The sequence below is a fragment of the Acinetobacter sp. YH12086 genome (assembly GCF_013419345.1).
GTDB classification, from domain to species: domain Bacteria; phylum Pseudomonadota; class Gammaproteobacteria; order Pseudomonadales; family Moraxellaceae; genus Acinetobacter; species Acinetobacter amyesii.
Window position 1 is genome coordinate 444,085 of record NZ_VPAF01000001.1, and the last position, 13,076, is coordinate 457,160.

General features: G+C 40.7%; 11 protein-coding genes. 7 read left to right on the forward strand and 4 right to left on the reverse strand.

Annotated features, from left to right (window positions below; genetic code table 11):
• Positions 1-66 precede the first annotated feature (66 nt).
• Both FTU29_RS02210 and FTU29_RS02215 read right to left on the reverse strand, forming a co-directional pair.
• Positions 67-1,503, reverse strand: a complete 1,437-nt coding sequence (locus FTU29_RS02210) for an amidase (protein ID WP_180120085.1) — start codon at positions 1,501-1,503, stop codon at positions 67-69.
• A 120-nt stretch (positions 1,504-1,623) separates the two neighbouring features.
• The gene (locus FTU29_RS02215; protein WP_180120366.1) at positions 1,624-3,048 is read right to left on the reverse strand and encodes a PLP-dependent aminotransferase family protein; all 1,425 of its coding nucleotides are present in this window, start codon (positions 3,046-3,048) and stop codon (positions 1,624-1,626) included.
• Positions 3,049-3,245: 197 nt separating this feature from the next.
• On the opposite strand from FTU29_RS02215, the gene FTU29_RS02220 reads away from it, so the two are divergent.
• On the forward strand, positions 3,246-4,061 hold the full coding sequence (locus tag FTU29_RS02220; RefSeq protein ID WP_180120086.1) for a hypothetical protein: 816 nt from the start codon (positions 3,246-3,248) through the stop codon (positions 4,059-4,061).
• A 219-nt stretch (positions 4,062-4,280) separates the two neighbouring features.
• On the opposite strand, the gene FTU29_RS02225 is transcribed toward FTU29_RS02220, so the two are convergent.
• Both FTU29_RS02225 and FTU29_RS02230 read right to left on the reverse strand, forming a co-directional pair.
• Positions 4,281-4,439, reverse strand: a complete 159-nt coding sequence (locus FTU29_RS02225; protein WP_168379604.1) for a hypothetical protein — start codon at positions 4,437-4,439, stop codon at positions 4,281-4,283.
• 121 nt (positions 4,440-4,560) lie between these two features.
• Complete coding sequence (locus tag FTU29_RS02230; RefSeq protein WP_078193328.1) at positions 4,561-5,442, reverse strand: LysR family transcriptional regulator; 882 nt, start codon at positions 5,440-5,442, stop codon at positions 4,561-4,563.
• A 163-nt stretch (positions 5,443-5,605) separates the two neighbouring features.
• Here FTU29_RS02230 and FTU29_RS02235 point away from each other — a divergent pair, with 163 nt between their 5' ends.
• The 6 genes from FTU29_RS02235 (at position 5,606) to FTU29_RS02260 (ending at position 12,928) form a co-directional block, all read left to right on the forward strand.
• On the forward strand, positions 5,606-7,123 hold the full coding sequence (locus tag FTU29_RS02235; RefSeq protein WP_180120088.1) for a CoA-acylating methylmalonate-semialdehyde dehydrogenase: 1,518 nt from the start codon (positions 5,606-5,608) through the stop codon (positions 7,121-7,123).
• A gap of 15 nt (positions 7,124-7,138) precedes the next feature.
• Positions 7,139-8,032: a 3-hydroxyisobutyrate dehydrogenase gene (gene mmsB / locus FTU29_RS02240; RefSeq protein WP_180120090.1), complete on the forward strand. Its 894-nt coding sequence runs from the start codon at positions 7,139-7,141 to the stop codon at positions 8,030-8,032.
• Positions 8,033-8,121: 89 nt separating this feature from the next.
• Positions 8,122-9,777: an AMP-binding protein gene (locus tag FTU29_RS02245; RefSeq protein ID WP_180120092.1), complete on the forward strand. Its 1,656-nt coding sequence runs from the start codon at positions 8,122-8,124 to the stop codon at positions 9,775-9,777.
• A gap of 120 nt (positions 9,778-9,897) precedes the next feature.
• The gene (locus tag FTU29_RS02250; RefSeq protein ID WP_180120094.1) at positions 9,898-11,025 is read left to right on the forward strand and encodes an acyl-CoA dehydrogenase family protein; all 1,128 of its coding nucleotides are present in this window, start codon (positions 9,898-9,900) and stop codon (positions 11,023-11,025) included.
• A gap of 80 nt (positions 11,026-11,105) precedes the next feature.
• Entirely contained in the window at positions 11,106-11,879 is a 774-nt protein-coding gene (locus FTU29_RS02255) for an enoyl-CoA hydratase (RefSeq protein ID WP_180120096.1), read from the forward strand.
• A gap of 23 nt (positions 11,880-11,902) precedes the next feature.
• On the forward strand, positions 11,903-12,928 hold the full coding sequence (locus FTU29_RS02260; protein ID WP_180106501.1) for an enoyl-CoA hydratase/isomerase family protein: 1,026 nt from the start codon (positions 11,903-11,905) through the stop codon (positions 12,926-12,928).
• The last annotated feature ends 148 nt before the right edge of the window (positions 12,929-13,076 follow it).

A 13,076-nucleotide genomic window follows, 5' to 3' on the forward strand; every position in this document is an offset into this window, starting at 1 on the left:
ATTCTGCGGATTTGAATAAAAAAAGGGAGCCAATCAGCTCCCTTTTTTTACTCTTTGATTAGTTTGTTAAGCAGTTCGAGGTATATCTTGAATACGTCGCCATGGCTGAGCTTCTTCAATTTCAAATGCCAGTTCGATCAAGGTTTTTTCATCACCGACATCGGCTGATATTTGCATACTGATCGGTAGTCCGTCGTTGTGCGTTTCTCCCATAGGAATCGACATACCCGGCGCACCCACCACATTTTGGATAGGGGTAAAAGTCACATAGTTCTGTATACGTTCAAATAACTGGTCAAACGGTAATTGAGGTGACAAATAGCCGATTTTAGGTGTGGTATGTGCAAGTACAGGCGATAGCAAAACGTCATAATGCTTAAAGATTTCACGATATTGTTGCTGCATTTTCTTTAATCGATACAGAAATAGCGGGGTTTTATAAAAGTTCTTTTTATACAACTTCGATAAACCAACGGTTAAGTGATCTAACTCTTTTGGATTAAAGTCAGCGCCAAAGATTTTCTTGCCAAAGGTACTCAGTAAAAAGGACAACATCCCCCAATATTCACTGAAATCTTCAACAAAGCTTAAGGAAAAAGGTAACTGAAGTTCTTCAACATGATGACCTAATTTTTCTAAGAGTGCTGCGCTATTCATTAATGTTGCAGTTGTTTCGCTATCTATTTGCCCTGTAATCGATTGCGGGACTAAACCGATGCGTAGTCGACGTTTAGAAGGGCCATGAATCATGCCTATGCGTGGCAGCTTTTTATTGTAATAACTTGACTCCATTCCTGCATAGAAATGCGCAGTATCTCGTATGCTACGGGTTAAGACACCTTCACTGATGATATTAATCGGAAGAGAGCCTGCTGCTTCACTGTCATAAGTACGACCACGACTAGGCTTTAATCCAATCAAACCGCAGCATGCAGCAGGGATACGAATCGAACCACCGCCATCATTGGCATGGGCAATCGGCACTACACCGGCTGCAACGAGAGCTGCGGAACCGCCAGAAGATGCGCCGCAGGAATAACTTAGATTCCAAGGGTTATAGGTGGCTGATCCATCTTTATATTCGGTACTGGCATTTAGACCAAATTCAGGCAGTTTAGATTTTCCTAATACGACAAAACCTTGATCTAAGATTTGTTGGCTAATTTGAGGATTACGATCGGCTGGTTTTGAACCTATGGCCTTTGAACCATGGCGTGATGGCAAGCCTTGATAATCTAGATTATCTTTAAAGAAAAAAGGGACGCCCGCAAATAGACCATGTTCAACATATTGATTTTTCTCTAAAGCACGTTGAAAACAGTCCAGTTCAATGGCATTTAGATGCGGATTGACTTGTTCCGCACGTGCAATGGCCGCTTGTGTTATTTCCTGTACAGAAGCTTCTTTAGATTTGATGAGCTGTGCAATCCCCACAGCATCTAGATCTGTGAGTACATCCGAACTAAAGGCATGTATGCGTTGACTGTGTTTTTGATCTTCCATGAACTAACCTATTTGTTTTTTGAATTTTGGTAAATATTGAATGAATTCATTGTTATCTCAACAACAAATATATGTATTTGAACAATATCTGTTTGAGCATAATAATGACAATAAAAATTGTCAAATATTCGTCTGATCTGAGGAAAGTGCAGAGATTGTACTAAGGAGGGCATCTAAAGCCTGTTGAATCTCATCCTTCCATGCAAAGGAACAATTTAAACGGATATATTGAGTTTTGGCTTCCGCAACATTAAATAAACGGCCTGGTGCAATGCCGATCTGCTGTTGAATTAAGGCTTCATAGACTGCCATACTTTCAACATTTTCCGGTAATTTTAACCAAAGAAAATAACCACATGGATGATATTGTAATTTGCATCCAGTCGGTAGGCGGCATTCCAAATAACGGTAAAACTGTAATTTGTGTTGCTGTAGACTTTTTCTTAGGACCCGTAAATGTTTTTCATAATGATAATTTGAAATAAATTCCACCAAGGCATTTTGCAATAAGGTATTGACGGAAATAGTGCTCATAAGCTGTAAGTGTTGAATCGCTTGAGAGTATTTACCGGCGTGCACCCAACCGACCCGAAATGCAGCGCCCAAAGTTTTAGAAAAAGATGAGCAATGTAAGACCATATTATTTTGGTCAAAGTATTTCATTGATACGGGTTTCTTAGACGCATAATGCATTTCTTCATACACATCGTCCTCAATTAAATGCACATGATATTGGTGTAATAACACGGCAATTTTTTGCTTAATTTCATCACTGACAGTAAAGCCCACAGGATTATGCGAATTCAGCATCAACCAACAGATCTTGACGGGATAAGTTTTTAGAATATGTTCAAACGCGGTTAAATCAAAACCGTCTTGTGGATGTTCCGGTAAGGTCACCACTTTAAGGCCTAAGCGCTCTGCAGCTTGCAAGGCGCCATAGAAAATATTTTGCTGTAACACAATATAATCACCCGGTGACGCAATGGCCTGTAAGGAAAGATTCAGTGCATCCATACAGCCTGAGGTAATCACAATATCCTCTGGATCTGTGGCAATGCCTTGCATGCAATAACGCTGTGCAATCAACTTACGAAGGGCTAAATTACCGGGTGGAAGATTATCAATGGCATCGTAACTTTTGGGATTTCGGGAAATTTGCCCCATGATTTGGGTTAACTTTTTAGAAAAAACAATGTCTTGAGCTGGAAAAGCTGATCCCAATGGAACGATTTTTTCATCTTGTATCGATTTTAAATACTTAAATACCAGAGAGTTAATTTCAACAGGAGTGTTTAAGGACACGATTTGAGCGTGTTCAGCCTCTATTTCGACTAAGCCTTGCGCCACATAGTAGCCTGATTTTTCACGTGCATAGATTAAGCCACGCGATTCTAACTCCTGATAAGCATTCATGACCGTGATTAAACTAAAGCCGGACAACTGCACTTGTTCACGCAAAGACGGGAGCTTTTCGTGAGCTTTTAAAGTGCCATTTTCAATCAGTTGACGTAGGTGCTGAGCAAGCTGTTCCGATTTATACATAGTCATTAACAAGACAAGATTCTGTTATAAATATATCAGTAAAATTAGTTGTACATTATATTTTTATAACAGATGAGTCTGTACTGTTATAAGTTTTTTCAAAATCACTGTATCTAGTTTTAAGTTTGAATTTTTTATAAGGTGCATTGACCACAACACTTGTGGCGTCAAATGGTATGGAAGTTAGGGAGTTGAATATGTTTAAAGCCAGTGAATTAGAACTGTTACAACATTTACTGGTGGATGTTCCATTGACAGATTCAACGCTGCATCTGTTGCAACAACAACATACAAATTTAGAAGCGGTGCTGTTACGCAGTCGAATTTTGCGCCAAGTACAGCAAGTGGGCTATGTCAGTATTTGTCAGGAGCATATGCAAGCCAAGGCTGAAAATGCGGCTTTTTTATTTGCACCATTTATCCTGGCGAATTTGAATCAGAAGGTGATCTACGCTACACCGCAAAGTCCTGAAAATGTTGCGATATTAAATCGTTATTATCATGCTGAGGCCAAACTTAGCGCATTTAAAGTTGATGATGTTTTATCGGGACTAAATGTCTACATTGAGCTACATAATGAACAGCTATCGCCAGCAGAATACTTCTATTTTAGTTTGATCAATAGCTTATGTAATCCGAAAGTTTCCAAAATCATTTGTATTACACATCTAGATATCGACTTAGAAAAATTAAAACAGCTCACTGAATTTTTAGATGTTGAAATCTATGTCTTGGCGGATAAAGCTGAACCGATTGATTTTGATCTAAATAAAATCAATATGTTAAAGCTGCTATTTAAAGACAAAGATCAGCAATATATCGATTTATGCCAAAAGTTTTCATTTATCAATGCGAAAATTTTACAACGATTAGGTTTATATGAATTTGACCGTGCGCAAGTCTTGGTAGAAGACATGTTTTATTCAGAGCATATCTTTGAAAAAATGTCGGTCTACGGTGAATACATTCAAACGCATCTTCAGCACCAAGTTAAAAAACAGAGTCCTGCATAAGCGATAAAGATGACTAATTAAGTTTATAGCTGTGAATTGATCACTTTAAAAATGCAAAAAGCTTGTAAATCTAGACTTACAAGCTTTTTTTAAATTCAAATTTAAACCAATTTATTTGGCCTAATGATCCGATTAATACTTTATGAACTGATCATGAGCGAACATGAAATGTAAGATGAACATGTAATAGCGAGTTGCAATAAGCGAATAGATTATCGCTTAAGGTAGATAAGAATTATCTGCACCAACGACAAACGCTACACCAATACAGAATAAAAGCACATAGATAGAGAACCAAATAATGGCACGTTTAAAGGCCTTATCTGAAATTTCACTGTCTGCATATTTTTGCGGTTTTTTAGGCTCTTGATTGCTCATAAGATGTACTCTAAATCCCTAGTGGTTATAGGTGATTATTGGGGTATATCGCTTGAAAGCATAGATACAACATTCATCTAAATTTCTATAACAGTTATAGTTTGGAAGAAGCCATCCTGACTTAATCCATTAATAAACTATGATATTGGTCGGTTCTTTTTCTCAAAAAGTCCCAAACCAGTTTAATACGCGGCTCATGCTGTAAATCGACTAAGGTCAGCATCCAAAAGGTATGCACAAAACGAACATCTTGTGCCAAGACTTGTTCTAATTCGGGTTTTTCCTCGGCCAAAAATTTGGGCAATATTGCCAATCCTGCACCCGCACTCACGGCAATTTGTTGTGCCAAAATACTACTACTTCTAAAGTTGGCATTGAGCTGAATAGGTAAGCGCTCTAAACAATACAGTTCGGGGCTATAGACTAGATCATCTATATAGTTCACAAAAGTGTGTGATTTTAAATCTTCTAATGTATGAATGGGTTGCGTGTTTTTTAAGTATTCTTTACTGCCATAAATCTTTAAACAATAGTCTGCCAGTCGAGTAATAATATAAGGTCCTGATTTCGGTCGATCGATGGAAATAACAATATCTGCTTCACGATGTGAAAGTTTGATCATTTTCGGGACAGGAATAAGGTCGATAGTCAATAGAGGGTATTTTTTGGACAATTCTGCCAAGAGCTGTGTCAAAAATGCTGTTCCAAACCCTTCGGGTGTGCCAATTCGCACACGACCTTGCATAGGTTGGTTAGGTTTTTCGATTTGTAAAAAAGCCTGTTCCATTTGTTCAACGCGAGGAACCAGTGCCAAACCTTCTAAAGTGAGCTCATAACCTGTGGCTTCACGTTTAAATAATGGTGTGCCTAAAGCCAGTTCTAGCGCATGTATACGTCGAGAAACCGTACTGTGCTCAACACCGATAATACGGGCGGTATTGGTTAGGGTTTTCGCACGAGCCAAAACCAAAAAATACTGTAAATGATCCCAGTCTACTTTCATTGTTATTGTCATCCCTGTGCATATTTGCACATCAATCGTGCGTGAATCTCTATTGGTAGTCAAAATTTTCTTTGCTAGTTTGAAGTGAATTGGAAAATATAAATATAAGGCTTTTGGATATTTTCTAAGTCAGTACAAAACAATAAGTGCCTATGGAGAGGTCATGAACACAATGTCAAATATTCAGTCAGCGACGGCTAAATTATTAATTAACGGTAAATTTGTAGAGTCAAACACTACAGAGTGGCAAGACATTTTAAATCCTGCAACTCAAGAGGTTTTAGGTCGTGTTCCAATGGCGACTATGGAAGAAGTGGATGCAGCGATTGCTTCAGCGCACGAGGCTTTTAAAACTTGGCGCTTAACACCCGTACAAGCACGTATGCGCATTATGCTGAAGCTACAAGATCTCATCCGTAGCAATATGAAAGACATTGCCCGTGTACTGACTGCTGAGCAAGGAAAGACACTTGCAGATGCTGAAGGTGATATTCAACGTGGTTTAGAAGTCGTTGAGCATGCGTGTTCGGTTGGCACACTTCAAATGGGTGAATATATAGAAGGTGTTGCACGTGGTGTGGATACCTATACTTTGCAGCAACCTTTGGGTGTATGTGCAGGAATTACGCCATTTAACTTTCCTGCGATGATTCCACTGTGGATGTTCCCAATGGCCATCGTCTGTGGAAATACCTTTGTTTTAAAGCCATCTGAACAAGATCCATTGTCGACCATGATGCTTGTCGAACTTGCGATTGAAGCCGGTATTCCAGCAGGTGTATTAAACGTAGTGCATGGTGGTAAAGACGTTGTTGATCGTTTATGCACACATCAAGCTATTAAGGCCATTTCATTTGTAGGCTCTACAGCCGTTGGTACACATGTATATAACCTTGCAGGACAGCATGGAAAACGTGTGCAGTCGATGATGGGGGCCAAAAACCATGTGGTGGTAATGCCGGATGCCAATAAAGAACAAACTTTAAATGCCCTCGTTGGTGCAGCATTCGGTGCGGCAGGTCAGCGTTGTATGGCTTTGTCGGTTGCTGTCATGGTTGGTGAAAGTAAAGAATGGGTCAATGAACTGGTTGAAAAAGCCAAAACGCTGAAGGTCAATGCAGGGCATGAGCCGAATACCGATATTGGCCCAGTTATTTCACCTCGCGCAAAAGCACGTGTACTGGATTTAATTCAAAGCGGTGTAGAGCAAGGTGCGGAGTTGCTGCTGGATGGTCGTGATGTTCAAGTCATCGGCTATGAGCAAGGAAACTTTGTCGGAGCAACGATTTTTAATCAAGTTTCAACTGATATGCGTATCTATACCGAAGAGATCTTTGGACCCGTATTAGCCATTATTCATGTCGATACGTTAGAGCAGGCGATTGAATTAATTAATGCCAATCCATTTGGCAACGGTGTTGGACTATTTACACAAAGCGGTGCAGTGGCTCGTACATTCCAAAGCGATATCGATATTGGTCAAGTGGGTATCAATATTCCAATTCCTGTACCTGTACCTTTCTTTAGCTTTACAGGATCGCGTGGTTCAAAACTGGGTGACTTAGGTCCATATGGTAAGCAAGCAGTTCAGTTCTATACACAAACCAAAACCATCACCAGTCGTTGGTTCGAAGATACACAAGAAAAAGGTGAAGTGAATACCACCATTAACCTACGTTAATTTAGGAGTTCAAGGATGAATATTGCCTTTATCGGTTTAGGAAACATGGGCGGAAAAATGGCCCAAAACCTACTCAAAGCAGGTTTTACGGTTTACGGTTTCGACTTAAGCGAAATTGCGATTCAGCATTTTACTGAAGCAGGTGGCATTGTTTGCCACAGCCCACAAGATGCCGCGAAGCAAGCAGATGTCGTGATTAGCATGTTGCCTGCTGCCAAGCATGTCAAAGAGGTGTACTTGGGAGAAAATGGTGTATTGGCGGTAATGAAAGCAGGAAGCTTATGTATCGATAGCAGTACCATTGATCCGCAAACCATTAAGGACATAGCCGAGGCAGGTGCTGCACATCAGATAAAAATCTGTGATGCACCTGTTTCAGGCGGCACTATTGGTGCTCAGGCAGGTACATTAACCTTTATGGTCGGTTCGGATGATCAAACCTTTGAAAAAACCAAAGCGGTATTGGGCCACATGGGTAAAAACATTGTGCATTGTGGTGATGTGGGTGCAGGTCAAATTGCGAAAATTTGCAATAACTTGATTCTTGGTATTTCCATGGCAGCCGTTGCTGAAGGTATGGCGCTCGGTGCGCGTCTGGGGATTGATCCTCAAGCCTTAGCAGGTGTGGTGAATAGTTCGAGCGGACGTTGCTGGAGTTCGGATGTATGTAATCCATGGCCGGGTATCTCAGCAAATGCACCTGCGGGACGTGGCTATACCGATGGTTTTGCAACGCAGTTGATGTTGAAAGATCTAGGATTAGCTGTAGAAGCCGCAGGACAAGTCAAACAGCCAATTATTTTAGGCGGATTGGTTCAGCAAATGTATCAACAGCTGTGTTTACAAGGTAATGCACACTTAGATTTTTCCAGCATTGTGCAACAATACTTACCTAAGGACGCTGAATAATCGTTTTGAACACCAATCTAGCCTAGGGATGGCTAACAATATAAACACTCGTGTCGGAATAACAATAAATTGAGACTGAGGTAGAGAAGATGTCGAATTATCAAGATGTTGCAAAGGCATTTGACTTAAATCATGCTGCCAAAGAAATGCTATCAGGCTCTTTAGAGCAATTAAATGCATGTTATGAATGCTGCGACCGTCATGCGATTGATCAAGATAAGGTTGCACTGTATTGGCAAGGCAAAGATGGACGGAAAGAACAATATACCTTTGCAGAGCTGCAACAGTGGTCTAGCCAATTTGCCAATTTTTTAAAGTCACAGGGTGTGCAAAAAGGTGATCGTGTATCGGGTTTATTACCCCGTACAGTTGAATTACTTGTGGTGATTTTAGGGGCTTGGCGAATAGGTGCTGTATATCAACCGCTATTTACCGCCTTTGGCCCCAAAGCCATTGAACATCGTTTACACCTTGCACAAAGCAAATTGGTGATCAGTGATGTGGGTAATCTCAGTAAATTAGATGAAGTTGCACATTGTCCCCAAATCGTTACTGTTGCAGATCCAGCGGATCAAGGGATTCAACTGGGGGATTTAAACTTTTGGGATGAAGTCAAAGCACAGTCTACAGATTGTGAAATTGTCCTACAGAGCATCAATGATCCATTTCTTTTGATGTTTACTTCAGGTACTACAGGTCCCGCAAAACCTTTAGAAGTCCCGCTCAAAGCCTTAATCGCTTTTGGTCAATATATGAAAAATGCGGTAGGGCTACGTGAAGATGATTCGTTTTGGAATATTGCCGATCCGGGTTGGGCTTATGGTTTGTATTACGGAATCACTGGGCCACTTTTACTGGGACATGCAACACTCTTTTACGAAGGTGGTTTTAGCATTGATAGTTTGTGTCAGATCGTAGATGACTACAAGGTGACGAACCTTGCAGGCGCACCGACAGCGTATCGGATGATGATGGCAGCTGATCCTGAACAAATGGCAAAACTCAAAGGGAAATTTCGAGTCGTCAGTAGCGCTGGTGAACCGCTTAACCCTGAAGTGTTCCGCTGGTTTAAACAAGTTTTAGATGCACCGATCTTTGACCATTATGGTCAGACTGAAGTTGGTATGGTGGTGTGTAATCATCATGGCTTACAACATGATATTCGCGCAGGTGTCGCAGGTTATGCCAGTCCGGGATATCGCGTGGCGGTTGTTGATGAACAAGGGCAAGAGCTAGCTGCAGGAACGCCGGGAGTGCTTGCCGTCGATATCAGTCAATCACCGATGATGTGGTTTGGTGGCTATAAAGAAAGTCGTAAGTCACCCTTTGTAAAGCATTATTACCTCACGGGTGATACCGCAGAATTACACGCAGATGGCAGTATGAGCTTCGTTGGTCGTAATGATGATGTGATTACAACATCCGGTTACCGTATCGGGCCATTCGATGTAGAAAGCGCTTTACTTGAGCATGATGCAGTGATTGAAGCTGCGGTCATTGGTGTGCCTGATCCAGATCGGACAGAAATCGTAAAAGCTTTTGTGATTTTAGCTGAGCATGTCACAGCGTCAGAAGAATTAGCGGAGCAGCTGGGGCAATTTGTGAAAAAGCGCCTATCTGCACATGCTTATCCACGATTGGTGGAGTTCGTTCAAGAACTACCGAAAACTCCAAGCGGAAAAATTCAGCGCTTCTTATTAAGAAATCAAGAGATTGCAAAACAATCTACGCAGCATGCAAGTTAAAAGACGCAACGATTAACCCTTAATTAATGCCGAACAATCAGGATCAAAATCAAGCTTTCATTCAATTCTAGTCATTTTCAAACTGGATGAAAGCAATTGATTGATGTACAGGAAGATAAGATGCAATTTACCGAAGAACAATTATTAATTCAGGACATGGCACGCAGTTTCGCACAGGAACAAATTAAACCTCAAGCGGCTGAATGGGATAAAAACGGTACCTTTCCCAAAGCGGCTTTAGCGCAGATGGGTGAACTGGGTTTATTGGGCATGCTGGTATCAGATGAATGGGGTGGTTCAGACACAGGTAATCTTGCTTATGTTATGGCTTTAGAAGAGATTGCCGTGGCCGATGGGGCAACCTCAACCATTATGAGTGTACATAACTCTGTAGGCTGTGTTCCTATTGCTAAATTTGGCACAGAAGAACAAAAGCAGAAATATTTAGTGCCTTTAGCACAAGGCAAAATGATCGGTGCATTTGCATTAACTGAGCCGCATACAGGTTCAGATGCTGCTGCCATTAAAACTCGTGCAGTTAAAGATGGCAATGAATGGGTGATTAATGGTGCTAAGCAGTTTATTACCTCTGGTCATAATGCAGGGGTCATTATTGTCTTTGCTGTGACTGATCCAAGTGCAGGGAAAAAAGGCATGAGTGCTTTTATTGTCCCAAGAGAAACACCTGGTTATGAAGTGATTCGTACTGAAGAAAAGCTTGGATTACATGCCTCAGATACCTGCCAAATCGCACTCACAGACGTGCGAGTGCATGAAAGCCTAATGTTAGGAAAAGAAGGTGAAGGTTTGAAAATCGCCTTATCAAATCTAGAAGGCGGTCGTATTGGTATAGCGGCGCAAGCGGTTGGTCTTGCACGAGCAGCATTAGAAGAAGCAACCCGATATGCCAAAGAGCGTATTACTTTTGGAAAGCCGATCTTTGAACATCAGGCAGTTGCGTTCCGATTGGCAAGTATGGCAACAGAAATAGAAGCTGCACGCCAATTGGTCTATCACGCGGCACGTTTAAAAGAAGCAGGACAACCTTGTTTAAATGAAGCGTCTATGGCCAAGCTTTTTTCATCTGAAATGGCTGAGCGTGTTTGCTCCGCAGCATTACAAGTCTTTGGTGGTTATGGCTATCTCAAAGATTTCCCTATAGAGCGTATTTATCGTGATGCACGTATTTGCCAAATCTATGAAGGTACGAGTGATATCCAACGTTTAGTGATTGCCCGCAGCTTATAACGTTGTCTTTAAGACATTTAAAACGACAAGGCTTCAGACGAAGCCTACTTATAAATATTGAACATATATAGGGATATTACATGCAATTTGAAACGATTCTGCTTGAAAAGAACAAGGGTGTTGGACTCATTACTTTAAATCGTCCTCAGGCCTTAAATGCGTTAAATAGTACATTAATTCAAGACCTTAATTCTGCCTTGGATGATCTAGATCGAGATCTAACCATCGGTTGTATGGTTATTACAGGTTCAGAAAAAGCCTTTGCCGCTGGTGCAGATATTAAAGAAATGGCTGAACTGAGTTTTCCGAATATTTATTTGGATGATTTTTTTCATCTGGCAGATCGAATTGCTCAGCGCCGTAAACCTCTAATCGCAGCTGTCAGTGGTTATGCGTTAGGTGGAGGCTGTGAGTTAGCACTCATGTGCGACTTTATTTACTGTGCCGACAATGCAAAATTCGGTTTACCAGAAGTGACATTAGGAGTAATCCCAGGGATAGGTGGGACACAGCGCTTAACGCTTGCTATAGGTAAGGCCAAAGCCATGGAAATGTGTCTGACTGCGAGACAAATGGGCGCAGTAGAAGCAGAGCAGAGTGGTTTAGTTGCTCAAGTCTTCCCTAAAGAGGAGTTGGTCGAAAAAACCTTAAAAGCTGCTGAAAAAATAGCCGAAAAATCTGTAGTCGCAACCATGATGATCAAAGAGTCAATTAACCGTGCATTTGAAGTCAGTTTGCAAGAAGGTTTACGTTTTGAACGCAGAACATTCCATTCGATTTTTGCAACTCAAGACCAAAAAGAAGGCATGCAAGCATTTGTTGAAAAGGGCCAAGCCAATTTTAAAAACAATTAAAAATAAAAAAGGATGATACGGATATGAGTACAAATAACTTAATGATTGAAGAACATGGACATTTAGGCCAAATCAGCTTAGATCGCGTGGCAAGTTTAAATGCCTTGTCTTTGGAAATGATCCAAGGAATTCAACAGCAATTAGCACTATGGGCTGATCAAACCAATATTCATGCCGTACTTATTCGCTCAAATAGTCCCAAAGCATTTTGTGCAGGTGGAGATATTCGCTATCTCTATGATAGTTATATGAATGGTAGAGAAGATCATCAAGCTTATTTTCAAGCTGAATATGAAATGCTGAATACCATTCGTGCGTATGAAAAACCCATTATTGTCATACTCGATGGCTATGTACTTGGCGGTGGATTTGGCTTAGCGCAAGCATGTCATGTGCTTGTGAGTAGCGAAAAATCTAGATTTGCCATGCCTGAAACTGCCATTGGATTTTTCCCAGATGTGGCTGCGACACATTTTTTATCACGTTTGGATGATATTGGTGTGTACATGGCAACTACGGGCGATCAAATCAGTGCCAGCGATGCGTTATACCTAGATTTGATTGACTACCATGTTCCGAGTGAGCAACTTGTTCAATTAGAAGAAGATTTAAGAAATTCTAAGCAACTAAGTAAGGAAAATATTGAACAATTGATTGCGAAATATATTACTCGACCAGCGGAAAGTGAACTTAGTCAAAATGCAGATTTAATTCGTAAGCATTTTGGTTTTGAGAGCATTGATGCGATTGAAAATAGTCTTGAAAATGAACAGCATAATGATGCTCAAGTGTGGGCGTTAAAAATACGCAATACCTTGGAACAACGCTCTCCAATCGCGAAAAGGATCAGTTTACAACTACAGCATTTAGGTCGTGGGCTTTCTCTAAAGCAATGCATGCAAATTGAACGACATTTGCAAGATGTTTGGTTTCAACATGGCGATATTGTCGAAGGTGTTCGCGCATTAATTGTGGATAAAGACAAACAGCCAAAGTGGCAACAGTCTAGTCCGACTTTAGACAAAATAATGGAGGAAATATCTATTTAATCAGTAGGTTTATATTTTTAACGGTTCAAACCCTTGGTCAATATTCATATTTGATTTTATGTTCGATATGAACCAGTGACTCAGCGTAAATTAAACACATATAAGATCTAAAAATATTGATTTTCATGAAGAAAATCATCATACAAAT